Origin of the sequence: Haladaptatus litoreus, assembly GCF_900156425.1 — an archaeon.
Lineage (GTDB): Archaea > Halobacteriota > Halobacteria > Halobacteriales > Haladaptataceae > Haladaptatus > Haladaptatus litoreus.
The window spans coordinates 51,890-77,658 of sequence record NZ_FTNO01000008.1 but is presented as its reverse complement, the minus strand read 5'-3'; the positions used below and the strand labels follow the sequence as shown (position 1 = coordinate 77,658).

Below are 25,769 nucleotides of genomic sequence, written 5' to 3'. Positions count from 1 at the left end.
CAAGACGAGTGACGGTAGGCGAATCGTCACTCCGAACTGAAGCGGTTGTATAACCAGGCGACAGTGTATCCGGTCGTGAACCCGTCGAGAAGCGCCCAGACAGCCCCAATAACGATTCCGGATCTGGTTTCGCTATAGCCACGGTATATGTCAGCGAACAACTGTTCCCACCGTTGCCCCCACCCTCGTCGAGCAGTCAGCCCGATGACGGCCACCCCAAATGACCAGAATAGCCCACATGCCATTCCCATAGCCGATGGGTCGAGGTGTGATGATGATTCTGAAGTCATCAACGCTGCTACAACGGTGTTGGACAAAAAGGTTGTCGAGAAATACAATCAAGGTTATTTATGAATGTTCATTTACTATATGGGTGTTGACATTGAGAGAGCGCGTGGTTGAATTGACCAGTTTGCGCAACTAAGTCGATATGAACTACCCCACCCTACCGCTCGCCTGACGGGTCGTGTGTGAAGGTGGGGCTTCCTGTTTCCAAGACGTTGTCAGATTCGCAAAGTCTGACAGCCCGCCATAATCATCATTGTCCGTGGAGCGGTCACTGGTGACCTCAGGGTAAATGCCAAAAACGTTGTTATCGCACGAACTGGCGCCGCTCAAGGGGGCATCACGATGAATAGTCAGAACCTCAATATCGCTGGGACTGTTGGGGAAGATGTCGAGTCCGAAAGTCAGTTCCTCACCATCGGTGGAACTGTCAAAGGGGATGTGAAGACCAGATGCCAGGAACTCATCATTGATCATTGGCCAGTCAGCAACGGTTGAGGGGGAAGTCGAGTCGGCAGCACAGGATTTGGTGCTCGCGGGGATAGTCAACGAGGACGTGCGGACGTTGAGCGGAACGCTCACGGTTACAAAGATGGCGCGACTCAGTGGGGATCTCGTCTATAGTGCAACCACGTTCAACCGCGAATCAGGATCGTAAATCGCTGGCACGATTCGACATGCCTAGAGATCCTCTTGGATCCGGGACAGGGCCAGATGTGTACCTGTTCGACTCCCCCTGAGGAAAGCCGATGAATACTCGTCCGGATGGAGGTACGAAGTGTCCGACAATCCCGTGTGGACTGACTGTCGTGTGTTTGTTCCTTACGGAAGTAATCGTTTCAACCACGATCAGGCGCCGTTTCCTGGCTTCTAGCAGCCGTTTTCGAACTGAACAATGTCGTTCGTTTATGCTGTTCTCTGGCCTTCTCGAAGTGGGGAGATACCCATGAGTACCAGTGACACCGAGGCAGTCAGCCGCCACGAAATCGAAGAACTGTGGAACAGTTCCGGCGATCTCGATGCGATGAACGAGTACGTCGCCGAAGACATCGACTATCACGCGCCGAGAATGGACCTCCACGGAATGGACGAGTATCGGAAAGCAGCCGAAGAGGCTCGGACCGTCTTCTCGGACTTCGAAACGACTGTCGAGGACGTGATTGCGTCGGACGACAAGGTTGCGATCCGGTACACCATGCGGGGGACGCACAGTGGCGAGGCGATGGGCATCGAACCGACGAACGAACAAATCGAGATGACCGGCATGTTCTTCGACCGAATTGAGGACGGGAAGATACGCGAACGATACGAGAGTCCCGATGAATTAGGAATGCTCACGCAGATGGGTGCCGTCGAACCGCCCGAAGTGGACGAGAGCGAACTATAGCCAAACGGGTGACTCTCTGTTTTTGAAATTGATTTCAGTATCGTCGTTGGTTCGGCGGGCAGGACGAACAAGACACTCGACGTCGAACCGTTCGAACGGAACGAAAGCGAGGTGTAGAAAGTGTTCATTCCAAACCTGCGGAAAGCCTCGGGGCGTGACCAGAGGCACCCTGCTCAGCATGTAAATGGGACATCTATCAAGGTTGAACAGGTCGTTCGACAGTTCTCACCACCTATATGCAGTAGAATTCATGTTATATTAAAGTTATTTATTTATGTTGTACTGTCGAATGAGAGTGAGAGTCGGGTGGGGCAGTGCTGTTGGGAAACGCTTGAGCGAACGAGACATGAGCCATGGACAAACACACACACGACACGCCGACTGACGCAGAATCGAATTTCAACCCGCTGCAGGCAACCCGTCGAAGTGCGCTGCAAGGAGCAGGGCTCGCCGGCTTGCTCGCACTGGGCGTTGGTAGTGCCAGCGCTCACCAAGACATGCCGAGCCAGACCACTGAACAGGCCCAGCAACAGACGACGGACAATACCGATGCAGTCCCGGTGACATGGGCGAACTACCCGCGCGCCAACTGTCACATCACATGGCAGGGAACCGTCAACAATGGCGGGTTCGGACAGTTCTATCATCGCGAGAGTATAACTCCTATCGAGAACCAGGTAGCTATCGGGGAAGACCGCGACGTGCTCGCCTCACTCGGGGTGTTCGACCTGACCGAACCGGTCACCATCACGCTCCCGGACAGCGGTGACCGATATCGTTCGATGAACGTCCAGAACGAGTGCCAATATGTGAAACTGAGCGTCACCGAACCTGGCGCGTACACGATTACACGAGATATGGTAGAGACGCGGTACGTTGGCGTCCTGATTCGCGCGTTCGTCGACTCGAACGATCCGGCCGATGTGAAGCAAGTCCAGCAACTCCAGGACAAGACCGACGTAGAGCAGGCATCGGCTGGCTCATTCGAGATTCCCAACTGGGACCAGGAATCATACAAAGAACTCAACGACGCGCTCATCACTGTCGGACTCACGCTGGACGACTACTCGGATGCGTTTGGAGACGTCGGCCAGGTCGATCCCGTGAAATTCTTTATCGCCAGTACGGCAGGGTGGACCGGCGTTCCGGAACCGTCGGAAGCATTGGTCCTCCACCGGACGCCCGCTCAAAACGACGGCGAGATGCCCTACACACTCACCGTCGAAGACGTTCCCGTCGACGGGTTCTGGTCGGTCAGCGTCTACAACGGGGACTTCTACTTCGAGAAGAACGAGTACGACGCGTACACGATCAACAACGCGACCGCACAGCGAGCCGACGATGGCAGCGTCACGATCCACTTCGGTGGTGATCCCGACCAACCGAATTTCCTCTACACGCCAAAGGACTGGCACTACGTTGTCCGGCTCTATCAACCGCGCAAACCAATCATCAACGGGAGCTATCAATTTCCCAAAGCTCAGCCGGTCGAGTGACACATGGGTGGATGGTTGCCGTATTGGCCGCTACCGATTGCGTCGGCGTGCTACCGACCGTCGGCTCGGCTGCTGTCTTGTCCTGACGGTCGTGCTGAACTTGTCCTCTTTATCTAGCACACCATTCCTCACCGATGATTGGACGGTGTCTTCCAACTGCTGACTGGTTACTCTGGAATACGTCGGCACGGTCTCACTCACCTCGTCCTTGACTATCGCTAGTGGGCGTTGTCGATTACAACGTTATAAGAGAGGGGGATCGCGAGAGCGACCCCCTCCATTTCGCAGAAAATGACGCAGAAAATGACGCAGAAAAAGACGCACTCCACCGTAACCAACCGATTACTACCACCATGTGTCACCGGCAATGCGGTGTGAATCTCGTGTGGTGGTGTGGTTCGAGAGGGGGTTCTGCGAACCCCCGTGATTACAACGCTATAATCAGCGTCCTCCGTTTCCTCCTGCGTTAGATTCGTGTGCTCGCATCCACCCAGCGAGGTCAGGATGGGCGAACGTGATTTCGATGTGATGGCCACCGACACCCATCGCGTCGTCCACGTGGTGATCGAGTCCGAGTCGAGACCGCTACGTGAGTGGGCCAATTCTCTGTTTGAGAGTTGTCTTGAAGACGCCGAGTCAGTCTCTGAACTCATTACCTGATGAAAACAGCCCCACATTCGGGGCACTGTTCGAGCTGGGAATAAAAGCGTGCCTCACACGGTTCACACTGGTAGTTTGAATTCTGCGTAGCGGTCTCGGTAGCCATCTGCTTGAACTGCTCGAACTCTCCCGATTCGTTTTAAAAATGCCATTGCGTTCGTAAAAATACGCTCACACCCATATTAAAGGATCACAAATGCGCTGACGTCTGACAAGTAGCACCGACTTCTTCCGCTTCACATGGACAACATTTACGGCGTCAACCGAGCAGAGCCATCCGGTCAGAGGTCGCAACTGGACCAACAGTCGTCCGTCGGGTCGAGATACCAGACCTTTTCTCATGTGACTACCTCTACACAGTATGCCGTTCTTTTCAATTCCGCTGGCAACCCAGGGGCTAGCCTCGACACCGGTGACAGCGGAGATGCTCGTTGTCTTTGCTCTTATTCTCCTCGCTCTCGCACTCTTCGCGACCGAGTGGTTTCCGATCGATGTCACTGCGATTCTGGTGATGGTGTTGTTGATGGTGCTCGAACCGTGGACGCAGATCTCGCCTCGGGAGGGCATCTCCGGGTTCGCGAACCCGGCGACGATCACGGTACTGGCGATGCTCATTCTGAGTACGGGTATCAACCGAACCGGCCTCGTCCAGTTGATCGGCCGGAAGATGACCACCTTCGCCGGGACCGACCGACGTAAGCAACTCGCCGCGACGGTTGGGGTCACTGGCCCAGTCTCGGGATTCATCAATAACACGCCGGTCGTCGCGATTCTGGTTCCCGTCATCGCCGATCTCGCACACGAGGGGAAAACGTCGCCGTCGAAGCTACTGATGCCGCTATCGTTCGCGTCGATGCTCGGGGGGACGCTCACACTCATCGGGACATCGACGAACATCCTCGCGAGTGATATCGCAGCCCAGCTCGGTGCGGAGTCGCCCGGGCTCGGATTACATGCATTTGGAATGTTCGAGTTCACCAAACTCGGTGTCATCGTCTTTGCCGTCGGTACCCTTTATCTCATGACGATCGGCGTTCGACTCCTTCCCAAACGGATTCCGGCTGACGAGGATCTCGTCGAGGAGTATGCTCTCCAGGAGTACCTCGCTGACGTCGTCGTCCCGGCGAACTCACCACTGATCGGCCAGACTGTCCAGGAGGCGCTCGGCGACGACGACCTGGATATCGACGTGTTACAGCTGATTCGCTATGGAGAGCAGTTCGACGAACCGCTCGCTCGAAAAGAGATCCACGAAAACGATACGCTCCGGCTTAGGACGAACCGAGAGACACTCGAGTACATCATAGATGCGGAAGGGCTCACACTATCGGGGGGTCCACGAACCGAGGCCGACCTGCATTCGGATGAGGAAAAACCTGTGCTCGTTGAAGTCGTTATCCCGTCGGGATCGTTTCTCGTTGGTGAGACGCTGGCGAGTTCATCGTTTCGACAGCGCTACAACGCGAACGTTCTGGCCTTTCGCACCCGTGGAGACGTCGTCCGGGATCGGTTCGAGGACATCCGCATTCGCGTCGGCGACACGCTCCTGGTCCAGGCACCGCCTGATAGCCTCACGCGACTCGTCGAGAACGAAGATTTCATCGTCGCCCACGAGTTCGACGAGGTGACCTACCGGAGCGAGAAAATCCCATTCGCGGTCGCGATCATTGCCGGGGTGGTCGCACTGCCCGCGTTGAACGTCCTCCCGATCGTCGTCTCAGCACTTGCTGGCGTCGTGGCAATGATTTTCACCGGGGTCCTCAAGCCGACTGAACTCTACTCATCCGTCGAGTGGAACGTGATCTTCCTCCTCGCAGGTGTCATCCCGCTCGGCATCGCCCTGCAGCAGACGGGAGCTGCAACGCTGCTCGGGGGTACCGTCGCGGCGACGGGGACGTTCCTGCCGCCGATCGGCGTTCTATGGGTGTTCTATCTCGCGACCGGACTGTTGACGAGCGTCATCAGCAACAACGCGAGCGTTGTGTTGATGATTCCGGTGGCTGCCAGCACTGCCCAGTCGATCGGGGCAAACGCGTTCGCGTTCGTCCTGGCGGTCACGTTTGCAGCCTCGACGGCGTTCATGACGCCGGTGGGATACCAGACGAATCTCTTCGTCTACGGACCCGGTGGGTACACATTTTCTGACTTCATTCGGGTCGGCGCGCCGTTACAGTTCCTCCTCTCGATAGTCACCGTCCTCGGGATCGCGTTCTTCTGGGGCGTCCGCGTGTGAGACGAACCGTTCTGCCCGAGATAGTGCGCCACCGTCACCACCTCCGACTGCAGGTGTCATACGAACGTTGATTCACCTGGCCGTCGTGCTAGAAGTATGGCTAAGTTTCCGGACGAACGACAGCTCGTACTACGGGCGCGTTCCCAGTTGGACCAGTGGACGAAAAGTGCCCGAATGGAGGCGTACACTGAACTGTTCGAAGGCGACGATCCCATCCTCTCCCCCGAAGAGGTGCAAATGCTCGATGCGCTCGATTCCGAACTGGAGCGAGAGGGTGGCGATGGTGTCTGGGGAACCGATCAGTACGGAATCCACACCGCGGGGACCTCAAGTCCGAATACCTCACTCGGCGTTGTCTGCGTCTACCACCCACAGATCACCAGCGACTCCGTACTTCGAGGGGCCGACGATCTCGACGACGAAACCGAAGAGCGACTCAACGCTGCACTCTGGAAATACAGTGAGCGCGTCGCGACACTCATCGAAGCAAAACTCGACGATTTCATCCGTCAAACGCAGGGTTAGGCCCTGACTCAGGTTCAGCCTCGCATTGTCGCAGATTTGGGGGATTCAAATCAATCCCGGGAGATACGTCGCGCATCGCCTTTCCCACCCCTGAGACCGTTCGTGTTCTGGGGCGAGGTTGAGAAACATGTCGTCCTCTGTACCACACTCCGGACAAGTATGCACGAAGTAGAGGCCATCCTCATTACGCTTTTTTGCGTCACTCCGACTGGGCGCGAGCGATGTTTCCACACTCCTTGCAGTGTTTTGGGTGATCCTGGGGGGACATCTGTATGAAGTTGATGAATGACTGCGTACCATCGCGGTGCATCGGCATACTTTGTTCATCGAGGTGTAGTCGTATTAGCGTGTTCACCCCCTTTGGCGCTCCCTCAGCTCACTCATTCGTTACCCAGCGGTAGGAAAGCCATCGAGAGGTGGACTGAACCTCGTGGATTCACCCCCCGAGCCACCAGCCGTAGAGCTGTTCCTGCTCATCAGTGTCGGGATGCTTCTTCGACTGGCCGTAGGTCTTCCCTTTGAGCAGCTGGCGTTCGACTGCGTTCGCTGCGAGACGGAGGGCGTGAGAGGCACCGTACCCCTCCCCATCAGCCGTGAAGTAGCCGCGGTCAGTGACCAACCGGATCCGTGCCAGCACCAGCGGCACGCCCCGGCTCTGTTCCTTGTGCTCCTGCAGTTGAATGCTGGCCTTGATCACGCTCATCTCACCGTACTTCGAGGTCATGCTCTCGATCAGCGCGGAGACGTCGTCGTAATCCATCCCCTCCAACAGGTCGAGCCCGAACACCTGCACGGGGTTCCGATCATCGCGCTCCCAGGTGAGCGCCTCAATGACGTCCGTTTTCGTGATGATACCGATCGGCTCATTGGTGTCGTCGGCCGTGACGACGAGCGAGGAAATTTCCCGGGCGAACATCGTCTCGACGACCTCGTCGAGCGGTGCGCTCCGCTCGATGGTCACGACTGCATCGGACATCAGGTTCTGTACCGGAAGATCGAGCATCCGGTCGGCATCGCCCTCGCGCGCGCCGAATCCACCACGGTTCTGCCCGCCACCGCCGCGGCCACCGAAGCCGCTCGACGAACCATCTTGGCTCTTGCTGCCGCCTCGCGTCGTGAACTCGATGACGTCGTACAGGCTCAACATCCCCACGAGGTCGTCCTCGTCGACGACTGGGAGATGGGCGATTCCGGCTTCTCGAAGCATATTAAGTGCTTTTCCGATCGAGGTTTCAGGGGCCGCACTGATCAACTCCGTTGTGTAGGCGTCGTCGACGGTCACTGCATCGAGAAACGGACGGACAGCCTTGAGGACCGCATCGCCGGTCACCACACCGACAACACGGTCGTCGTCGAGTACGGGGAGCGTTTTGGCGTCGCTACCGATCATGAGCCGCGCAACCTCGCGGACATCCTCGGTTCGGTCGACGGTTGGGACGTGTTGTACCCGTGAGCCGACCTTCGCAGACGGCTGGTTGGACGAGGAAGCCAGCTGTCGGCGACTAACAACACCGCGATACTCGTCGCCATCTGTTACGATGACGGCATCAAGTTCTTGATTCTCGAACGCCCCGGCAACTTTTGAGAGCGGTGTGCCGATGTCGAACTCCGTGAACTTTGTCGAAAGAATCTCTGAGATATCCATGTGTTACTCTTTACTAAGAGGGGCGCTGGACGGTTATACATGTTCCACCCTTGATCTTGGGAGTCGAGGTATGCTGAGTACTGACTGGGTTATTAGGTGGGTTTCTGAGACACACTAGCTATGCATTGAGCATGCCAGTCGCAACTTCTGCAATCCCTTTCCGCTGGCGATGTCACGAGTCCTCGATACCATGCGGGTCGATAGTGACGTTGTTCTCGCTCGTGACCGTACCAGATAATCCTGGTACTGAAACGAGACAGACCCCGGTGTAGATCGGGGTGACCCATCCCGCTTCGTCGCGAACAACAAATCAAGTGCTTCAGGGTCAATCACCACATAGAGCGGAGGAAGGTCGTTAGGAGAGATGTCTTCATGGGCATGAATACGCTCGATGATCGTGGTTGTAACCGACTCCGTGTCGTTTGGTGCTCGTATAGTCGATGCATTCTGTGATCCAATATTGCTCTCAGAGACATCGTCTTGGCTGGTCATGAATGTGCGTCTCTCTCACCAGATTGATTCGAGAACGTCGTAAATAGACACTCTGTATGTAAATTTGCATCCTAATGTATGTGTGGAAGAAGATGATCGATCGGATAGATGAACATTCGCTCCTCACACGAAGCGTTCAGACAGTATCCAAAGAAGCGTGATGTAACGGATATGTAAGGCCACATTCACCCACCGAGAATCGGCTGGACTCATCTGGACTACCTATTGATTACTTGGAATCGGGCTGCTGCGTATAGAGGAATTCGATGACATTAACGACATTTTCCATCGCAGCCCGAATTCGCGATTGATCATAGTGAATCGCGTGGCTGTCGAGATCATAGACGATCAGTCCAACCGCATCAATTTGCGGAAGATGGGTTTTGTGAAGAGCGGTCCGCACGTGGTCAATTTCGATTTCGGATGGCACCGCAGCGGGGTCTTGCTCCCATCGGGCGACGCGCGCCGCAAGATCATCGAGATCAATTGGATTCGAATTATGTTTGAAGTACTGAAGGAGGAGTCTCCGGCGAGGATGAGTGAGCACCTCAAAGATCTCGTCGACCGACGGGTGGTCGTCACGCTCCATAGTCGCCAGTATGCACCCGACACTTAGAGTGTTTTCCTTCGGTACTGAAGGAATTAATGACTTAAAATCTTCATTGGTGGAGTTTTAGCCTGCACAACTGAAGCTAGTGTGGGAGATGAGATACTGTCGACTTCAGCTGTGAAGGCAATTATCCGCCACTACTGGTTGACCGAAAGAACGAGAAGTCCCTCACTACATAGGAAGACACAGATTACAGAATCTGTCACGAGGGCCTTTAGCAACGAAGGAGACCTAGGACTGAGAATACTCCGGGAGTAGCGTCTCGGCAATGAGTGCAGCGGTCCCTCGGCGAAGCCGTTGAGAGACAGCACTGTCACTGATCTCGAATTCGGCGGCGAGCGTGCTCATCGATGTTCCGCGTGGAACCTCGAAATAGCCGCCTTTGTACGCCGAGACTAGCGCCTCGTACTGCCGGGCTGAAAGTTGGCCATTTTCCTCCGGGAGCGCCGGATTATACAACCGCCGCAGCGTCACCGGGATACCGTTCTCCTCGCATGCTTCCCGAAAGCGATCGAGATCACTACGGGTGCGAAATTGCAGGCGGAAATCCCACACGTCGACGGTCCCCTCCGCTTCAAGCAATCGGGCGTCGGAATCGAACAGCGACTGCACGACGCCATTGACTTCGGGGCTCCATTCGACCTCGTAGAGGACGCGTGAATCAGTCTGTGTGAGTGGTCTCACACTCTTGGTCAATGGATCTTCTTTGAGGGTTGCTTCGATCGCCTCCGTATCGCCATCACTCACCCAAAAAAGGGGAATGACAGCATCGTGCAGCGGGACGATGCGTTCGAGTTCGATCTCCATCTCGGGGTATTCCTCAAGGATACGGCCTAACGGGAACGCATCGGCCGGAATACTCACATCAGCGATCACAATCATAGTCTGTATCTCCTATTTCGTTTCTCACCCATAGTCTGTGCGAACCATCGTGAGCTGTCTACTCGGTCTAGGAGTGGAGTAAATGTAGGTTTTACTCCCCCATGGCTTCACTACCGAAGTGAGTAATCGAGAAACACCCAAAATAGAGTCACCGGTATAAGAGCCATCGCTTGCGAAGGCAGTCCTTTTGCAGGTATAACGTTTCTATCAACTGAATATGAGAAGAGAGATTCTTGGTGACAACCCACATACTTCACGAACGAAATCGCCTGCCGAGGAACCACTCCCTCCACCGCTCGAAGTGTTGTTTATGATTGCGGGCCATGCAGCACCGCGCTATCGTGCAGTAAAACGAGAGGAGGGTATCAACTTATGAGAGAACTACCACGCCCAAGCTTAGACGTCAGTCTCGATGCACTTTCGAACAAATATCGCCGAAGGCTACTCAGTGCCCTGCTCGAACATAATCCACAAGACGACGGGGACACGCAAATCCCAGCAGACGTCACGATAGAAGACGAGGATGTGGAGAACCTCAAAATCCAGATGACCCATACGCATCTCCCGAAACTGGCGGACGCGGGCTTTATCGAATGGGATCGAGAGACAAATCAGGTCCGAAAAGGTCCTCGATTCGAGGAAATTCGGCCACTCGTTCAATTGATACACAATCATCGCGACGAATTGCCTGACGGGTGGCTCTGAAAGGGCCACAAACAAATCAACTTGTAACTTCTGAAGAAGCATAGCTTCTCCGCCAGTGTACTCAATGCATTGAAAACACTGGTCTCAACTTATGCACGCACCGAAGATGAGACAACACCGGCAATAGCGTTGTAGATTACTCCAGAGAGACGATCATGTTTCTGTATGTGCGATAATCAATCAAATATGGTTCCAGCGTGCCTACGGGAAGCCAAATAAGAATTCGTCATCCACACACAATATTCATTTATCACGTCGTCTTATCGTGAGTATGAATAATTCGGCAGAGAAGCGTGTAGATCAGACGATCACGATAGGAACTGCTGTCCTACTGGCTGTGATGGGTCTCCCTGCAGTACTTTATTTTACTCTCTCACACTTTGTTGGGGCATTCACCGCGAATATTGTCGCGTTAGCAACTTCGCTACTGGCCGCCCTTACGGTAATATATGTATTCAGAAGAGCAGGCGCTTTCTTGGGATAAAATCGGTCTCGTTTCGAACACTAATGAGTTGGCTATCGGTTCTTGAGTATTTCTCAACACTGCCAGCAAATTCTCAGTAAAATCAACAAGCGATAAGATCTCCTTCTCTATGCATTGAGAACGGCAGTCTCAACTTCTGTAGCGGACGTGGGAGTTGAGACTACACCGGCAACAGCGTACCCAGGATGCACGATTCAATTGAGTTTGTCCCTCGAAACGGAAGTATTCATCAGGACGGATGTAACCGACCGCTATGCATTGAAAACAGCAGTCTCAACTTCTGCACAAGGCCATCATTTTCGAAGTGACATTTCAAAATTCTTTATCCATCTTTGAGATTTAACTGAGTCACAGAAACCGTGATAATGAATATGTCCTCGCTGCGCAGTAGCTACTTAGCATCTGTTATAGGATTTTTGGAATAGAAACAAAGGCACACAGCGATCCCATCCTCCGAGGTTGTGGTTCGCGTGCATCAGCGAACATACGCCGACATACGCGCATGTTCTCACATGCACGTGCCATGCATATTCGCATGCGTAGGCATATACGCATGTTTTCGCCATGTCTGACGCGCGTCTGCTATGTTTTGATATGCACGGCATGCGTGCGGATGCACAAATGGGTCAGTCACGGGAGGAGGCGACAAAAGACCGCTATACGGTTACAACGTATGGCGAGCACGAGGCGATCCTTGCGGAGATCGAGGGTGAGAGTGCACCGGAAAAAATCCGCACATGCATCGAAGCATACGGCAGGGTTCGCGAGGTGGAGGACGAACTTGAGACGGTGCGTGATGAATACGAAAATGAACTTGACACTGTGCGTGAGCGCTATGAAGAGCGCCTCACAGAGAAAGATCGAGAAATCGACCGGCTCAAGAACGAAAAACGAACGATTCTGGCCCAGCGCGAGGAGAATAAGGAACTCGTTGAGTATGTCGAGCAAGAAAAGTCGTTACAAGAACGCCGGATTGAGCGGCAAGATGCACCTATTTGGAAACGAATGAAGTGGTGGATTACAGGACGATGAGTAGACTGCCGTGAGGTCGCCGGGGGCGTCTACGGCGCGGACGAGTTCCTCCACATCCTGGATAATTTCGACGTTCTCTTTTAAAAGCGACTGGAGAAAAATATCATTTCAATATTGAAAGAGTTTTTTATTAATATAGAATGACGAATAAAAAGGGCCGCTGTGAGAGTCTTTTCCAGTCACATGGCAGAAAAGAGAACTGAGGAACTACGTCACGACCGAATCTTCTTTACTCCCCCCCGCCCACTCGTTTTTGTGTAGGAAGTCAGGAACGCCCTCTGAATGCACCTGGTACTTTTCTCTGCATCTGTATAATACCACCGTCTCATCCACCGCCGCCACCTGATGGCACTACGAACGGGAGTGGATTCGAACCACCACGGCACAGAGTGCCGCCATTGACAGGATGCCGATGGTGCTTTTGCCAGTAAGCAACCCGTTCTCTCGTCTCCGGAATCCCCCATCGGAGCACACAATATGGCCATGCTGGAAAGCAGAGCATGGCCATCTGTGGGAGTATGACGTGTGACCTGACGTTTTTTGTTGGCTCGGACATCGCGCGGCATGGCAAGCGAGGAACCACCCGTCGACGTCCGCATTTCATTAAGAGGTCGCGATGGGCATTGTTATGCGGGACTTGCTGTTAGAATTCCTGACCGACGCCATCGATATTTGCCATTTTTAGGACCACGGTGCAATCTACTTTGACCATTCAGGTATTGCTCAAACCGTCGTTACTCTCATATCAAAATAGACCTGAAAGGCGGTTTGTTTCCCGGAGTGCTTCTGCGATCGTGTCTTGCTGGATGCCGAGCGAATATTCATAATAGCTCCCGCCGGACAGTCCTTCATTCACTTCAGATACATTGAGGAAGCCCTTTAGCGAGAGATGCCGAAGGCGCTCGCGAATTGTTCGATCGGTCCGAACATCAGCGTCGATCGTGCTGGCAACATCAGCATAGACTTCGTAGATGTCACGACTTCGAGCAGGAGTCTTCCCCTGGCGTTCCTGTTGGAACACTGCAAACAGGGTGAGATGGCTCTGTGTTGGCAGACTCGCTAACTCGTCTTCCACCTTTCCCCGTTGGACGATCTCATCAGCCTCTTGAACAAGATCCTCGGTTACCCGGCTTTCATTGCGAGAACGGGCGAGATCACCAGCCTTAAAAAGGAGTTTGAGTGCTTGTCGAGCAGAGCCACTGTCTTGGGCAGCAAGAGCAGCAGCAAGCGGGATCGTATCGTCTTTGAGAACTTCATTGACGAATGCTTCGTCGGCACGCTGGTCAAGGATATTACGGAGCTGATTCGCATCGTATGGCGGGAAATGAATCTCTTCGTCGCAAAGCGAATCGGTAACACGGCCTGAGAGATTGTCGCGGAATGTAAAGTCGTTTGAAATGCCAATGACGCCGACCTTGGTTTCGGTGACGTTGTTGTTGTCGTTGCAGCGGGGGAGTTCGTAGAGGACATCGTCGTCGTCTCCGACACTGTCGATCTCCTTTCGACTCTTCGATTCCCTGGAGAATCTCTGGGTTATCCTAATCTACACAAATCCCGAACACTACGCGACCGTCCTGATCAGCCTTATGAACGCCTCTGAAACGGTGAAATGGATGCTCGTCAGGGTTGAGTACCCCATGCTTGGACTGGCCATCGTGCTTGCACTGTTGATACAGTTCGCCTCACTGTTCGACGGTCATTCGGAACATCTACGGTAGCATCCCAGCAGCATCTCCGCCCGAGATATCCCCACAGAGTTTGAGCTCCACACCGTGAGTGAATGCATTGAGAGAGCCAGTCCCAACTTCTGCTCAAAGCCTCATGTGCATCCAGAAGTCGTAACTGTGATGGATGAGATCGGAATTGATCTCTCCGAAAACGTGCCGCGTGATATCACCGTTGGAGAGCTCCAAGCGTCCGAGTACGTAGTCACGATGGGCTGTTCAGCACAGGACGTCTGTCCTGCCACCTGGAGTGGCGACAATCGTGATTGGGGACTCGACGATCCGGATGGGAAATCGATGGAGGAAGTACGTGCAATTCGAGATGAAATCGAACAGCGTGTTAGTGAGTTCTTCGACGAATTAGAATCCCAATAATAAATTCGATATAATGGAGCCTCCCCTTGGTATTCGATGACCCCATTACTGAGGAGCACCAACTTATAGTGACGATTTCATGGACACAGACCCGGCATATCGTGAAGTGCAGCGGTTTCGCCAGTGGTGGATCTGGACACTCCTCACGAGTATTGCGCTGCTCATGCTTGTGCTAGGGCCAGTCTCAGTAATCGGACTCGCTCTCGTTGGAGCTATCGCGGCGTTTGTCTACAGCATTCGTCTCACAACCGAAGTCAGAAACGACGGAATCTACGTCAAAATGTGGCCCCTTCATCAGTCATTCCGTCGGGTCTCCTGGTCAGAGATCGAGCGATACGAGGCGAAAACATACGATCCGATTCGCGAGTTTGGCGGGTGGGGCATCCGCTGGACACCGGGGAAGATAGCCTACAACGTGAGTGGCAATCGTGGCGTGTGGATCCAGCGTACAAATGGCCGAGACATCCTTATCGGAACACAACACGTCGAGAAGTTCGTCACCGCGATCGACGAGGTCTACGAGCGCTAAATGGACGGTCGATAATCCTCGCCCAGCACTCGTGCATTGAGATCAGCAATCTCAACTTCTGGCAGAGTCTGAAGATGAGACTACGCAGGCAATAGCAATCCCAGAATGCACGATTTTAGCACCTCTCACTTCTACATGCGCTTCATACAGAGCCAGAGAGTCGTTTCTTCTAGTTACGATATCAACGCATTTACGACATAACCGCTGTTTGAATCAGAGCAGTTGCTCATCGACCCGCGGTCACCACATCGAAATCTATTCTAGCCGATGTCAGTTTGCTTCAGCAACTTGAACACCGTGTCTGCCGCCACAACAGGCGATCGCTTGTATTCAACCGTCAATCCTCGCCATACCAAGATCGTTTCTCACAAATTACCACTGACCGGAACTTTATGTCTTAACGCTGGCTTCGATGCTGTATGGAATATGACTGCTCATTCCTTACGAACCTCGAGTTGGACGGCGAGGTTTCCCAGGGCCATTCCGATTTGGAGAACCACGCGGGAGATTTTGGCACCCGAGAAGCGGACGAGACCGAACCCGACGTTGTCGTCTTCGCCGAATCTACTGCGGACGTCGCCGCAGTCGTGAAAGCTGCGAACGATCACGGTGTCCCAGTTACTCCGTATGCTGCAGGTACGGGATTAGAGGGAAACGCCACGCCGGTCGACAGGGGCATTAGTCTCGACACGACGCGGATGGATGCTGTCCGAGAAATTCGGCCCGACGACCTCCAAATCGACGTGGAAGCGGGAATCATTGGCGACGAAGTGAATGAGGCGCTTGAGCGGTACGGATTGTTCTTCCCGCCGTTGCCGTCGTCCGGTGCGATTTCAACTATTGGGGGAATGATTGCCACCGACGCGTCTGGCCAACGGACCGTAAAGTACGGTGAAGTTGCTGACTGGATACTCGAGCTAGAGGTGGTGTTGGCTGACGGATCAGTCATCGAAGCCGGAAGTAAAGCGGCAAAGACGTCAAGCGGGTACAACCTGAAAGAACTCCTCATCGGGAGTGAAGGGACGTTAGGCATCATCACCCGAGCAACCCTCGAACTTGCTGGGCGTCCCGAACAAATCAAAGGTGGCCGTGCTGTCTTTCCAACGCTCAACAACGCTACCGAGGCAATCTCCGATGCAATCACGTCGGGTGTAGACGTGGCTAAAATAGAACTCATCGACGACCAGACCGCGATGCTAGCCAACGAGTATGCCGATGTCGATCTACCGAAACAACCAATGGTGTTCGTGGAATTCCACGCCAACCACGGCATTGCAGAGGAGATCGACTTTTGCCGGACCATCTTCGAAGGGCACGACCTCGACCGGATGGAAATCGCTTCGGGTGAGGAGATGGAACGGCTCTGGCAAGTTCGAAAGGATATCACCTACGCCGCCGAAGAGCACAGCCCTGATCTCGACATCGGGCCACCTGGCGACGTGACTGTCCCTATTAGCCGATACCCTGAGATGATCGCGGAGGTTGTTACCGTCGCTAAGGAGTACGACTTTTTTATCCCATGCTTCGGCCACGCTGGAGATGGTAATCTACACTACTTTGTACTCGCTGACTACGACAACCCCGAAGAGGCCGCCCGCGCTCGCGAGGCGTATGCGGAACTCATTGAACGCGCCATCGAACTCGACGGAACCGCGACCGGCGAACACGGCATCGGAATCGGGAAACAAAAATTCATGGAACAGGAGCACGGTACGGCCGCAATCGATGCAATGCGAGCAATCAAACGTGCACTCGATCCGAAGGGAACACTGAATCCTGGAAAAATCATCCCGTCCGAAGGATCTGTTGAAGACGGTCAATAATCAAGATCAACATAGAGGTATCGACTCTATTAATCAGTTCCCACTGTACTGTGATCGGTTTGTGGTTTGTGACTATCGTCGGTTTTGCGAGCGAAATAAGTCGCGAGCGTGGGACCGACAATGAGCATCCAGACGCTGAACAGTGCGGGAAGGAGCGCTGTCAACGGACTGAAAAACGCAACTGCGAGCGCAGTCGCCAATCCCGAGTTTTGTAGTCCTACTTCAAACGTACAGGCACGAACACGATCCTCTGGCATGTTTGCTACGTGCCCGATCGCATACCCGGAACCAAATCCGACTGTATTGTGGATGATCATTGCAGCGACCGCAATCGCACTCACGGAGAGGATATTCTCGGCGTTGAGACCGACCACAGCCGAGACGATAACGACGATAGCGATCACACTAATCGAGGGAAAGACGACTAAGCTAGTCTCTGCGGCGGTCGGCGCCTTTCGTTCCATCAACTGACGGATTATGACACCTGCAACGACAGGAATGAACACTACGAACAAGATCTCCTGAAACATTTCGGCGAATGTAACCTGTACATCCGCGCCAGCGAGAAAGAGTACCCACGCTGGCATCACAATCGGAGCCACGATAGTGGTTAATGACGTGATCGCAATCGAGAGTGCAACGTCTCCCTTTCCTAGATACGTCATGACGTTCGACGACGTTCCGCCTGGAGCAGCCCCGAGGAGAATGATACCAATTCCGAGTTCTGTGGGCAGATTGAAAATCTGTACCAAGAGGTACGCCGTAATTGGCATGATCGTCCATTGTGCGAGCGACCCAATGACTACATCTCGTGGCCGGTCAACGATTCGTTTGAGATCAACCGGCGTCAGCGTTAGCCCCATCCCAAGCATGACAACACCCAACAAAGGGGAGATATAGCTGCCAATCCATGTGAATAACTCCGGCTGATAGAGCGCTAACAACGAAGCGACAATCACCCAAACGACGAAATAATTATTTATAAAGTCAGAAGCGTTCTCTAATTTCGATAAAGATGTCATAGTCTCGTTAAGCTCCGTTGGACCGGTTAGGCTGATTCCGGAGCCGGAGATAGAGCGTTTGAATTGATTTGGCCTCCTGGAGCATGCAAGTTTTCACAGGTACCAACAAGAGTTGGTGTGGTTTCAGCTGAGTATGCATTAGTAGCGAACCTATGTAAGGGATTTAGCTGATCAATTTTTATAATTAACTATTAAGGCAGAATATTCAAGCTGTCATATTCACTCCAATAAGACGGGCAGGTACCTTAGCATCCCAAGTAGTATGAATCTCGACATTACTCAACACTCGTATTAGACAAGAGACAGTCCTCAAGAAAAGGATAGAGATACCGGACAAATCCGACTCTTGATCGGACGGTCCGCATGTCACATCCAAGGTTCTCAATAGGCCGATCGATGATCTCGTTGTCACTGACTGGCACACAAGTTTGCCGTGGATGTCATCAGCCGGATGCTCAACCCAGTGTCCGGGTTTGGACAGCGGCTGGCCCAAATATCCCAAATTGGCCGGTTTGACGGGTCTGCTGGCACGTCTCCTTGGGTGATAACCCCTTAGTGATTCCAATGAAATTGGACGATGATCACCGAAAGACATGGCGGAAACACGATACATGAATTTTCGTTCTCACCGATGCACACCCAAACAAGATTACACTGTCGTAATTAACGCCCGAAAGTGGAGCGTAATCACGCCAGACCTGTTCACCCACCATTTTCCACCTCGCAAGCGCGGTGAGAAAAGTGAGAGTAATTACACCCCACAGTAGCCAACCGTTCGTTCCGCATCGAAGGAGGGCGCAATTTGCGCCCCCCTTGTCATCTGTGGAGGAATACTCCGGAACCGCTTCAGGACGAAATTACGCCCCGCGTTCAAGAGATAATTACGACAGTGTAATTATCGCTACTCGTCACCTCCCTGTTCGAGCGCAGCCCGTGATTGTTCAGCAGCAAACTCACGGAATTCATCCGCATCAGCGACCAACCGAGCGGCTTGTCCGCCTCGCTCGCCGGGTTCGAAGCGGACAAGGTTGTCCACGTCGTCCCATTCGTCCGACCCACTCACCCCGCCGTCTTGCCGTGTGTGACGCGCCAGCATTTTCATCGACCGCTGTACCGTGTTTGTGTTCGGATCGTGAATCCCGGCGCGGTGTTCCAACCGACGGCGGCACGCCGACGAATCAAGCTCGAGTTTCCCGCCTTTCGTTTTCTGCGCTGATTCGATGAACTCGCGCCAGAGGAACGTCATGCGATGCTTGTTCCCCGACAGAGGCGAGTCGGCGTCCTCGCGCTCAGCGGCCAGCCGTGCGGCCGTCTTCCGTTGAATTTCGAGGTCGTGGGTCGCATCCGAATTGATGAGGTCGCTCACGTCGACTCGGTCGTGTTCCAAATCAGAGATTCGAGAGTTGAATGACTTGATTTTCCCCGTTCCATCGTGGCTATCACGGTCTTCCCAGAGTGTCTTATTGATACCCTGCTGACCATTCCGAAGTGAATTGAGTTCCTTGTGGAGGTTTCGAACGTGACCAATTGCAGCGTCGGCTACGGCTTCGGCGTGGTCGGCACGATTTCGTGCGTCGGCCAGTTCTTTCTTGACCTCCGTATGATCTTGCTCGAGCGTTTCGAGGTGTTGCTGAAGCGATTTAATCTGCTCAGCCTGCTGCTGGAGTTTCGCCCACATCGTTTCCCGGCTTGGGGCCTCCTGTTCTGCCGTGGTCGCGTTCGATGTGCTTGGCTCTGGTACGTCAATCCCCATCGCAGCGGCAAAGTCGTCGTCTGATACCGAGTTCTCATCACCTTCGTCGGGCGATAGTCCGATCGACATCAGTACTCACCTCCGGAATCCGTCGTTCTCATTGGTGTTCCCCCAAAGGTGGGAGTCCAAGATCCTCAGGTGATAGCTCTTCCAACCGATTCGCAACAGATGACATTCCTTGCCGTTCGGGATCGTACAGCTCATACTGAATCAACCACAGGCGAGCCGTCGTTTGAGATATGTCGAAGTGGGCAGCGGTGTCAGCGATTGTTCCTGCTTGCTCGAAGACAGTCTGCAACTGCTCGGGATCACGGTACGGATGCTGCTTGAGTTCGTTGGCGGTCGTCAGTGAGGATATGCGCTTTGAGAGACGTGGGGAGGATGTGGAGGGGCCCGTCGACGACGAGCTCGGATGATTCTGCTCTGGAGATTTTGCCCACTGATTTAGCCGGCATTGCGTGTCGGACAGCGGGGAAGCTTTACAAGAACTGGTGTCTAAGTTGCGTTTGCTCTGGGACATAGCTAAGTGTACTACTTGGATGTGTTCTGTGCCAGAGGTGGCCGGTACGCCTGCGAACGAGTGATTGGACCCACGGACGTTCGCTAATTTGCGTACCGGCGGCAATTGACCCAAGAGCCATGCGATTGACATGCGTCGTCTGTCTGGAACCATACGACGATGTCTTCTGGCTATTGGGCCGGGAAATGACCTCTGGCGTGGCAGTCATTTCTTGGCGTTGAAGTTTGCTTAGTGTAGTTTCATCTCTCTCAACCGTGCCAGCTCGATGACGTCAGTGCGCACATGAGCTCCCACATACGAGTGATTCCTCGTTTCATCCCTACATTTCCAACGCACACCTGCGTCGCTTCGACTTCTTCTCGCATTGGGAAGTGCGACTTCGATCATCGGCTCTTACTCCCATCTATATGGCCCATTGTAATAAATTGGTTGGGTACGCTCACTACTAAATGAGTATATACTCATCGACGCCGACGAGAGCGAGCAGGACTTTGCGTGGGTTTTTAGCCGGTGCTATGCGAACATAGAGTACTTACCACTTCCCATGAGAGCGCGAATAGCCTGGCTCCGAATGAGCGATCTTGACATTCTGGAATTTCTAGACGGTCATGCGCTCCCAGACTATGAGGTTCCACCTACAGCCATCGCTGTCAATATGGACCTTGCTGAAGGCACCGTTTGGAACCGGGTGCGGGTATTGCGAGCTGCGGGCCTCATTGAGCGAACGGATGAAACACGTGGTTATTATAAGATTACAGGTTTGGGTCAGCACTACTTGGCAGGCGAGCTGACAGACGATGAACGCCAACAGTTAGAGGAATTCGACCCCTCAGACATCTGATTCGGTACGCATTTTGTCCGGGGCTTTGAACTACGAATCATCAATGCCCACTGAATCAACTGTATATCGTGTGCTCCTCGCGATGCCCTCCGAGATTACAGCAGAGCGGCAAGTCGCAAAAGATGTCGTCCTGAATTGGAACGCCTCGATCGGCCGCCAGCAAAACATCTACTTAGGACCTGTCGATGCCAATCACGTCGATGTGAGTCGGTCCGATCTTGCGGACGAGATTGACATTGTGTTAGGTGCGTTTTGGACGACAGTTGACGCTGGAACGGCCAGTGGCGAGAGCCTTGCTGACGCCGTGCAACGGCTGGCGATTGAAGAAGATTTGCCGGCAGTGATTGGATTTTCCGAGCGCGATATTCCACCGAATCGGCTTGATCCGGAGCAATACGAGCGCCTGCAAGAATTTCGGGACGACTGCCGATCGACGGGGTATTTCACGTATGTGGATCAGGAAGAGTATGAAGAACAACTTACGAACGCTCTAGCGCGGACGATGGATCAGTTGCTCTCGTCATCGGACTGTGTTTCGAATACTGCTGAAGAGCATGAGGGGCCGAGTGAGTATGATCCCGAAGTCGATCATGACCGCCTGCAATTGTCTGCCGCGATGCATGAGGAACAAGACAATCGTAATATCGACCAGATTGTCGGACATTTGCAAGAGAAAGGCATTGAACAACCCTACTCCGTTCTCGATGCTGGATGTGGCTACGGGACGGTCACTCAGTCTCGCTTTGGTGATGACGACCGGTTCGAAGTTGTTGCGATTGATGACGCCGAAGAAGTCCTGAAAGTTGCCAAAGACCGATATTCGGCGTCGAATATTGAGTACCGATGGTTGAATGTAAACAACCTCAACAAGGCGAATCTCGGGACGTTTGATATAGTGTTTTCCAGCTATCTCTTTCATCACGTTGCCAACCAAGAGTCGATACTCTCGCTCCTTTGGGAACAGGTACGAGATAACGGGGCAATGGCGATTCGGAGTTGCGATGACGGGCAGCATCTGCATTATCCACCAGACGAAGAAATGGACTGGATTGTCGAGACAACGGATGCCATCCCCGGGAGTAGTGACCGAACCCACGGTCGGCGACTTCCAACCCATCTGAAACGGCTCTCACCGCCTCCGATGGATGTGTGGCTGGATTTGCAGAATTATCATACTGTGGGACGAGAGAGTGCTGAGCGTCGTGATTACTGGTCGGTCTTTCATTCGAACAGATTACACTACGCGAAAGTTCGTGCGGAACGAGCGGATGCAACTCAAGAGGACAAACAACTGTATGAAACGATGGCCAACCGAATGGAGCGGCTTGAAAACAAGATTGTGGGCAATGAACATGTGTTCGATGTGAAAAGCGTTCCTTTCGCGGTCGCGGTGAAATAACTTGTCGACCATTCTCGAATGAGTAAGGGCTGTGTCTCGAACTTCTTGAAGCACCCGAGAAAATGCCCTACGCTGACGATACCAACGAGCAGCTGTACGGACCCGCGCCCTCGTGGACATCCAGATCCAATCATTCAGACTGAGTTGGAACTCACGGAAACGATGGCCACGGTCTGTGGAGCGCATAAAGCAGCATTCCGTGTATATCTGACTATACTTGATCATCCACACAGTACAATAGCTGAAATCGCTGAAATTCTTGACCGTGGTCAGAGTACGATAGGGAAGCAACTGCAACCGCTATATGAGCACGAGCTGGACAGATGGACAGACTCGGTAATGACTCAACTCACGCAGCTTCACATGATCTGAGCATTCGATTACTTAGCTGCAACCTGCTGAGGTGAATCGAAATACATCGGCGTAACTCAAGCCGACGTTGACGTTAGTATAGCATACTAACTCAGGGGCTTGGGGTCACTGGCGCTTGTTTTCCTGGTTGTGTCTAACCAACTGCTAATTTCGAAGAGGATGCGTGCGCGGGCCCGGAAGCCTACTGACCTGCAATGTCTCGACGCCTCTCAGAACACTGGACAGACATAGCGATTTGAGGGACTCTATTCATACTATTCTAGCTATTCACTCGATTTACACTATTTCAGCTATTTAAGAAAATTATGCTATTCATCCGTTCACAACCACGATATACTCAATAACCCAGCTTAGAAAGACTCATCCTCGTGCTAAAAAATAGTAGTCTATTCATCCGATTCTGGAATAGCATCTCGTCGGGCCTGCTCAAATCGTTCGGCTACTTCATCAACCAAGTCTTCCTCAACAACCGTGCGTAGCAAGGCATCCGTCATCTCACGAACAACGATATTCTGATAGCCGCGGATACTGAGCTCACGCTCTAGTTCATAGTTCAACCAGGAGTCAAAATTCTCGACCGTTTCATCACGCGCGTAGAACGGTCGCTGGCGAGCTGCCTCATAGGAAAAGGCAGTATCCTCCGTTGGATCTCGGTCTTCGACGTTGCCCTCATCCTGAGTTACGCGCTGCTCGGATGTCGAATCGGTAGTTGCCTCAGCTAGTTCCTGTGATGACGCAGAATCGTCATGCTCGTTTGCGTCGTCCAGCGTCTGACCAAGATCCGCAAACGGGTCCTCGTCACTCATTGCGAATCACCTCACCAGCCTCAACAATATGCGCAAGTTCGTCGAAACAGGTCAGTTGGTCACACTCGGGATCGTAGTCCAACAGCGGTTGCCGTTCACCGTATGCTTTCGTGATGCTGGTTCGGTCGCGGATACCAGGTGTGGGCCTACTATCGCCCGCATCAACGGCCTCCCAGTCTGTAATTCGCGCAAAGTTGGGAATTCGGTCTTGCAAGCTAGCGTGGGAGTTCAATCGTTCAAGCAACTGCCGATCCTGCGTCTGCTGGTCGATACGACCGCTCAGCATATTCGGAACAAGCGCAAGGACGTCAACGTCCATGTGTTTGCGCAGCGGGACAATCTGACGCTCGATGGTGCGTTCCAGTCCAGACATGGCTTCATTGCCGGGTGCAAGTGGAAGAACGAGATTGGATGTCGCGACGAGTGCGTTGTCGGTCAATCGCGAGCGATAGGCAGGCGAGTCAGTAACGATATAGTCGTAATCCTCACCAAGCAACGGGTCGACGACTTCGCGCTGTAACAGTGCAGAGGGTTGGAAGACATCGCCCACGACGATTTTTCGCTCAACCTGCTCAAGATTCTCGCTCGAAGGAAGGATATCGAATTCGTGGTCGGTATCGTAGATGACTGACGCAGGATCTGCATCGTCGAAGAAGACCTCGCCGATGCTCTCATCCGTGTCGTGATAGTGGTCATCGAATCCAAGACCCACCGAGGCGTGCCCATTCGGATCAAGATCAATGAGGAGGACATCGTGATCGTGGGCGGCTAGCTGACGCGCGAGGTTCACCGCGATGGTTGACTTCCCGACGCCACCCTTCAGCATACAGACTGAGACGGCTCGTGACGTCCCGCTCGTATCGATAGATTCGTACGGGCTATTTGGGCTATTTATTCTATCTGTGCTATTCCTACTATTCGGTTCAGCCATGCTATTCTGAAATAGAATCCTCTCGTGACTTATATCTACGGGACGTAAGTGGGCAAAATCGCACGAATAGCATGAATAGTAAAAATAGCAAATGGCACAATAATGGCACAAGTAGTGAGGATAGATGAAGAATAGTATAAGAAGCATAAATAAAGTAAATAGAATTCTATTCTAAAATAGAATCCAATTTACAGATGCAAATCAATTAAAAAATGGTAGTGTTCGAAGACACAGCTGGATATCAGAGCAGCGATTCAATTTGACGACGATGTTACCATTCTAGTAAGACTCTTAACCATTCCCGAATTATTGGTAACTACCAGATGTATGAGATACTAGACGACACTGGTGCACAAGTCATCCTTGGGGTCGAGAGTGGCGACTCGATTCGCCGTCTCGCACACCATCTCCATACACCATACGAGACGGTGCGACTAGCGGTCAATCGACTCGAAGACGCAGGATATCTCGAGTACGATGGTGGGCTTTCGGTCACCGACGACCGCGTTCAAGACGCAGCTCGTGAACTCATTGCAGCAAGTGCTCGCGTCAGTCCTCCATCTATCGACGAGGCATACGTTATCCCGCAGTTTGGAGAGTGGCCGTTCGCCTTCACCCGCATCGACGCGGTTTATGTGTGGACACAGGGCGGCTATCAGGTCGGTCGCAGCCCGGATGACTACCCACTATTCCTCGCCGTTCGCGACCAGGATGTCGAAGCATGGGAGGCATTCTTCGAGTCGTTCGGTCTGCCGACTGCATTAGAGCGCCAGCCGAATGACGAGATCGAGGGCTCACTCCAGATCGTGCTCGACCCACAGCCGACCCTCGACATTGAGCAGGTTGAGGGCTACCCAGTCATCTCCCGTGAGGAGACGATTGCGTATATGCGCGAAAACTTTGTGCAGTTCCAGTCAGCCCTTGCGATGCTCGACCGAATGTACGACGATCTCGACCTCGGAGTCGCCTACCAGGAAGGAGAGCGCGCCCAGCCATGAGCTTCAATAACCGAAGCAACGCGCTCATCGAACTTCTTGACGAGTTAAACGAGAACGACCTGCAGTACGTCCTCGTTGGTGGGTATGCCGTCTCGGCATTCAACACTCGCTTCTCGACAGATCTCGATATCGTCGTTGCACCCGATAACAAGGATTCATTCGTATCTTTCCTCGAAACACACGGGTTCGAGGAAACCGACAACCACGCAAAAACGTGGTTTTACCTGAGTTGCAGGCGCT

At 53.2% G+C, this 25,769-nt stretch carries 24 protein-coding genes and 1 pseudogene; 15 read left to right on the top strand and 10 right to left on the bottom strand.

Going from position 1 to position 25,769, the window contains the following annotated elements; all coding sequences use genetic code 11:
- Positions 1-26: 26 nt before the first annotated feature.
- Positions 27-290, bottom strand: coding sequence for a bacteriophage holin (locus BW974_RS27390; protein ID WP_076433405.1), 264 nt, complete (start codon positions 288-290; stop codon positions 27-29).
- A 241-nt stretch (positions 291-531) separates the two neighbouring features.
- Here BW974_RS27390 and BW974_RS27385 point away from each other — a divergent pair, with 241 nt between their 5' ends.
- The 6 genes from BW974_RS27385 to BW974_RS23035 all read left to right on the top strand — a co-directional run bounded on the left by BW974_RS27385 (position 532) and on the right by BW974_RS23035 (position 6,586).
- A complete protein-coding gene (locus tag BW974_RS27385) occupies positions 532-783 on the top strand; it encodes a polymer-forming cytoskeletal protein (protein WP_084186460.1) in 252 nt (83 codons plus the stop codon).
- The gene (locus tag BW974_RS25170) at positions 755-943 is read left to right on the top strand and encodes a polymer-forming cytoskeletal protein (RefSeq protein WP_076433403.1); all 189 of its coding nucleotides are present in this window, start codon (positions 755-757) and stop codon (positions 941-943) included. The genes BW974_RS27385 and BW974_RS25170 overlap by 29 nt, the downstream gene beginning before the upstream one ends.
- Before the next feature lie 288 nt (positions 944-1,231).
- Positions 1,232-1,672 (top strand): ester cyclase, encoded by a 441-nt coding sequence (locus BW974_RS23050; RefSeq protein ID WP_076433401.1) that lies wholly within the window; start codon positions 1,232-1,234, stop codon positions 1,670-1,672.
- A 353-nt stretch (positions 1,673-2,025) separates the two neighbouring features.
- Positions 2,026-3,168 (top strand): DUF1214 domain-containing protein, encoded by a 1,143-nt coding sequence (locus BW974_RS23045; RefSeq protein ID WP_139329010.1) that lies wholly within the window; start codon positions 2,026-2,028, stop codon positions 3,166-3,168.
- Positions 3,169-4,252: 1,084 nt separating this feature from the next.
- The gene (locus BW974_RS23040; protein WP_076433628.1) at positions 4,253-6,061 is read left to right on the top strand and encodes an SLC13 family permease; all 1,809 of its coding nucleotides are present in this window, start codon (positions 4,253-4,255) and stop codon (positions 6,059-6,061) included.
- 96 nt (positions 6,062-6,157) lie between these two features.
- The gene (locus tag BW974_RS23035) at positions 6,158-6,586 is read left to right on the top strand and encodes a DUF7539 family protein (RefSeq protein ID WP_076433399.1); all 429 of its coding nucleotides are present in this window, start codon (positions 6,158-6,160) and stop codon (positions 6,584-6,586) included.
- Between the two features lie 436 nt (positions 6,587-7,022).
- On the opposite strand, the gene BW974_RS23025 is transcribed toward BW974_RS23035, so the two are convergent.
- The 4 genes from BW974_RS23025 to BW974_RS23015 all read right to left on the bottom strand — a co-directional run bounded on the left by BW974_RS23025 (position 7,023) and on the right by BW974_RS23015 (position 10,215).
- Positions 7,023-8,231, bottom strand: coding sequence for a CBS domain-containing protein (locus tag BW974_RS23025; RefSeq protein WP_076433397.1), 1,209 nt, complete (start codon positions 8,229-8,231; stop codon positions 7,023-7,025).
- Positions 8,232-8,345: 114 nt separating this feature from the next.
- Positions 8,346-8,723, bottom strand: coding sequence for a DdfA family disk-determining factor (locus BW974_RS27380; RefSeq protein ID WP_175609800.1), 378 nt, complete (start codon positions 8,721-8,723; stop codon positions 8,346-8,348).
- A gap of 229 nt (positions 8,724-8,952) precedes the next feature.
- Complete coding sequence (locus BW974_RS23020) at positions 8,953-9,312, bottom strand: DUF7344 domain-containing protein (protein ID WP_076433395.1); 360 nt, start codon at positions 9,310-9,312, stop codon at positions 8,953-8,955.
- A gap of 252 nt (positions 9,313-9,564) precedes the next feature.
- On the bottom strand, positions 9,565-10,215 hold the full coding sequence (locus BW974_RS23015) for a helix-turn-helix domain-containing protein (protein ID WP_076433393.1): 651 nt from the start codon (positions 10,213-10,215) through the stop codon (positions 9,565-9,567).
- A 372-nt stretch (positions 10,216-10,587) separates the two neighbouring features.
- Between BW974_RS23015 and BW974_RS23010 the strand changes: the two genes are divergently transcribed.
- Both BW974_RS23010 and BW974_RS23000 read left to right on the top strand, forming a co-directional pair.
- Positions 10,588-10,920, top strand: a complete 333-nt coding sequence (locus tag BW974_RS23010; protein ID WP_076433391.1) for a DUF7344 domain-containing protein — start codon at positions 10,588-10,590, stop codon at positions 10,918-10,920.
- A 1,048-nt stretch (positions 10,921-11,968) separates the two neighbouring features.
- The gene (locus BW974_RS23000; RefSeq protein ID WP_139329009.1) at positions 11,969-12,436 is read left to right on the top strand and encodes a hypothetical protein; all 468 of its coding nucleotides are present in this window, start codon (positions 11,969-11,971) and stop codon (positions 12,434-12,436) included.
- A 745-nt stretch (positions 12,437-13,181) separates the two neighbouring features.
- Here the strand turns inward: BW974_RS23000 and BW974_RS24430 are convergent.
- On the bottom strand, positions 13,182-13,931 hold the full coding sequence (locus BW974_RS24430) for a Cdc6/Cdc18 family protein (protein ID WP_245800288.1): 750 nt from the start codon (positions 13,929-13,931) through the stop codon (positions 13,182-13,184).
- Between the two features lie 277 nt (positions 13,932-14,208).
- Between BW974_RS24430 and BW974_RS22980 the strand changes: the two genes are divergently transcribed.
- The 3 genes from BW974_RS22980 to BW974_RS22970 all read left to right on the top strand — a co-directional run bounded on the left by BW974_RS22980 (position 14,209) and on the right by BW974_RS22970 (position 16,887).
- Positions 14,209-14,535 (top strand): arsenate reductase/protein-tyrosine-phosphatase family protein, encoded by a 327-nt coding sequence (locus BW974_RS22980; protein ID WP_281247742.1) that lies wholly within the window; start codon positions 14,209-14,211, stop codon positions 14,533-14,535.
- A 163-nt stretch (positions 14,536-14,698) separates the two neighbouring features.
- Positions 14,699-15,064: a DUF6141 family protein gene (locus BW974_RS22975; RefSeq protein ID WP_245800274.1), complete on the top strand. Its 366-nt coding sequence runs from the start codon at positions 14,699-14,701 to the stop codon at positions 15,062-15,064.
- 419 nt (positions 15,065-15,483) lie between these two features.
- Positions 15,484-16,887: an FAD-binding oxidoreductase gene (locus BW974_RS22970; protein WP_076433377.1), complete on the top strand. Its 1,404-nt coding sequence runs from the start codon at positions 15,484-15,486 to the stop codon at positions 16,885-16,887.
- Positions 16,888-16,916: 29 nt separating this feature from the next.
- Here BW974_RS22970 and BW974_RS22965 read toward each other — a convergent pair whose 3' ends face one another.
- Complete coding sequence (locus BW974_RS22965) at positions 16,917-17,909, bottom strand: bile acid:sodium symporter family protein (protein WP_076433375.1); 993 nt, start codon at positions 17,907-17,909, stop codon at positions 16,917-16,919.
- Between the two features lie 901 nt (positions 17,910-18,810).
- Positions 18,811-19,731 carry a hypothetical protein gene (locus tag BW974_RS22960; protein WP_245800273.1) on the bottom strand — a complete coding sequence of 307 codons (921 nt, stop codon included), beginning with the start codon at positions 19,729-19,731 and terminating at the stop codon, positions 18,811-18,813.
- Between the two features lie 1,022 nt (positions 19,732-20,753).
- On the opposite strand from BW974_RS22960, the gene BW974_RS22950 reads away from it, so the two are divergent.
- Together BW974_RS22950 and BW974_RS22945 are read left to right on the top strand one after the other, a co-directional pair.
- On the top strand, positions 20,754-21,023 hold the full coding sequence (locus BW974_RS22950; protein WP_217694402.1) for a winged helix-turn-helix domain-containing protein: 270 nt from the start codon (positions 20,754-20,756) through the stop codon (positions 21,021-21,023).
- Between the two features lie 43 nt (positions 21,024-21,066).
- On the top strand, positions 21,067-22,422 hold the full coding sequence (locus tag BW974_RS22945) for a class I SAM-dependent methyltransferase (protein ID WP_076433371.1): 1,356 nt from the start codon (positions 21,067-21,069) through the stop codon (positions 22,420-22,422).
- Between the two features lie 758 nt (positions 22,423-23,180).
- Here the strand turns inward: BW974_RS22945 and BW974_RS22935 are convergent.
- Both BW974_RS22935 and BW974_RS22930 read right to left on the bottom strand, forming a co-directional pair.
- A complete protein-coding gene (locus tag BW974_RS22935; protein WP_076433367.1) occupies positions 23,181-23,600 on the bottom strand; it encodes a DUF7970 domain-containing protein in 420 nt (139 codons plus the stop codon).
- The gene (locus tag BW974_RS22930; RefSeq protein WP_076433365.1) at positions 23,593-24,531 is read right to left on the bottom strand and encodes a ParA family protein; all 939 of its coding nucleotides are present in this window, start codon (positions 24,529-24,531) and stop codon (positions 23,593-23,595) included. The genes BW974_RS22935 and BW974_RS22930 overlap by 8 nt, the downstream gene beginning before the upstream one ends.
- A 323-nt stretch (positions 24,532-24,854) precedes the next feature.
- On the opposite strand from BW974_RS22930, the gene BW974_RS22925 reads away from it, so the two are divergent.
- Both BW974_RS22925 and BW974_RS22920 read left to right on the top strand, forming a co-directional pair.
- Positions 24,855-25,529: an RNA polymerase subunit sigma-70 gene (locus tag BW974_RS22925; protein WP_076433363.1), complete on the top strand. Its 675-nt coding sequence runs from the start codon at positions 24,855-24,857 to the stop codon at positions 25,527-25,529.
- Positions 25,526-25,753 (top strand): annotated as a pseudogene (locus BW974_RS22920) (nucleotidyltransferase domain-containing protein); the annotation flags it as partial. The gene BW974_RS22925 and the pseudogene BW974_RS22920, both read left to right, overlap by 4 nt.
- Positions 25,754-25,769: the final 16 nt, after the last annotated feature.

Bases quoted from the DNA above. Each gene is read 5' to 3' on its own strand.
- BW974_RS27390 (WP_076433405.1), bottom strand. From the start codon at position 290: ATGACTTCAGAATCATCATCACACCTCGACCCATCGGCTATGGGAATG.
- BW974_RS23050 (WP_076433401.1), top strand. From the start codon at position 1,232: ATGAGTACCAGTGACACCGAGGCAGTCAGCCGCCACGAAATCGAAGAA.
- BW974_RS23045 (WP_139329010.1), top strand. From the start codon at position 2,026: ATGGACAAACACACACACGACACGCCGACTGACGCAGAATCGAATTTC.
- BW974_RS23040 (WP_076433628.1), top strand. From the start codon at position 4,253: ATGCTCGTTGTCTTTGCTCTTATTCTCCTCGCTCTCGCACTCTTCGCG.
- BW974_RS23035 (WP_076433399.1), top strand. From the start codon at position 6,158: ATGGCTAAGTTTCCGGACGAACGACAGCTCGTACTACGGGCGCGTTCC.
- BW974_RS23025 (WP_076433397.1), bottom strand. From the start codon at position 8,231: ATGGATATCTCAGAGATTCTTTCGACAAAGTTCACGGAGTTCGACATC.
- BW974_RS27380 (WP_175609800.1), bottom strand. From the start codon at position 8,723: ATGACCAGCCAAGACGATGTCTCTGAGAGCAATATTGGATCACAGAAT.
- BW974_RS23020 (WP_076433395.1), bottom strand. From the start codon at position 9,312: ATGGAGCGTGACGACCACCCGTCGGTCGACGAGATCTTTGAGGTGCTC.
- BW974_RS23015 (WP_076433393.1), bottom strand. From the start codon at position 10,215: ATGATTGTGATCGCTGATGTGAGTATTCCGGCCGATGCGTTCCCGTTA.
- BW974_RS23010 (WP_076433391.1), top strand. From the start codon at position 10,588: ATGAGAGAACTACCACGCCCAAGCTTAGACGTCAGTCTCGATGCACTT.
- BW974_RS23000 (WP_139329009.1), top strand. From the start codon at position 11,969: ATGTCTGACGCGCGTCTGCTATGTTTTGATATGCACGGCATGCGTGCG.
- BW974_RS22975 (WP_245800274.1), top strand. From the start codon at position 14,699: ATGCTTGTGCTAGGGCCAGTCTCAGTAATCGGACTCGCTCTCGTTGGA.
- BW974_RS22970 (WP_076433377.1), top strand. From the start codon at position 15,484: ATGGAATATGACTGCTCATTCCTTACGAACCTCGAGTTGGACGGCGAG.
- BW974_RS22965 (WP_076433375.1), bottom strand. From the start codon at position 17,909: ATGACATCTTTATCGAAATTAGAGAACGCTTCTGACTTTATAAATAAT.
- BW974_RS22960 (WP_245800273.1), bottom strand. From the start codon at position 19,731: ATGTCGATCGGACTATCGCCCGACGAAGGTGATGAGAACTCGGTATCA.
- BW974_RS22950 (WP_217694402.1), top strand. From the start codon at position 20,754: ATGAGCGATCTTGACATTCTGGAATTTCTAGACGGTCATGCGCTCCCA.
- BW974_RS22945 (WP_076433371.1), top strand. From the start codon at position 21,067: ATGCCCACTGAATCAACTGTATATCGTGTGCTCCTCGCGATGCCCTCC.
- BW974_RS22935 (WP_076433367.1), bottom strand. From the start codon at position 23,600: ATGAGTGACGAGGACCCGTTTGCGGATCTTGGTCAGACGCTGGACGAC.
- BW974_RS22930 (WP_076433365.1), bottom strand. From the start codon at position 24,531: ATGGCTGAACCGAATAGTAGGAATAGCACAGATAGAATAAATAGCCCA.
- BW974_RS22925 (WP_076433363.1), top strand. From the start codon at position 24,855: ATGTATGAGATACTAGACGACACTGGTGCACAAGTCATCCTTGGGGTC.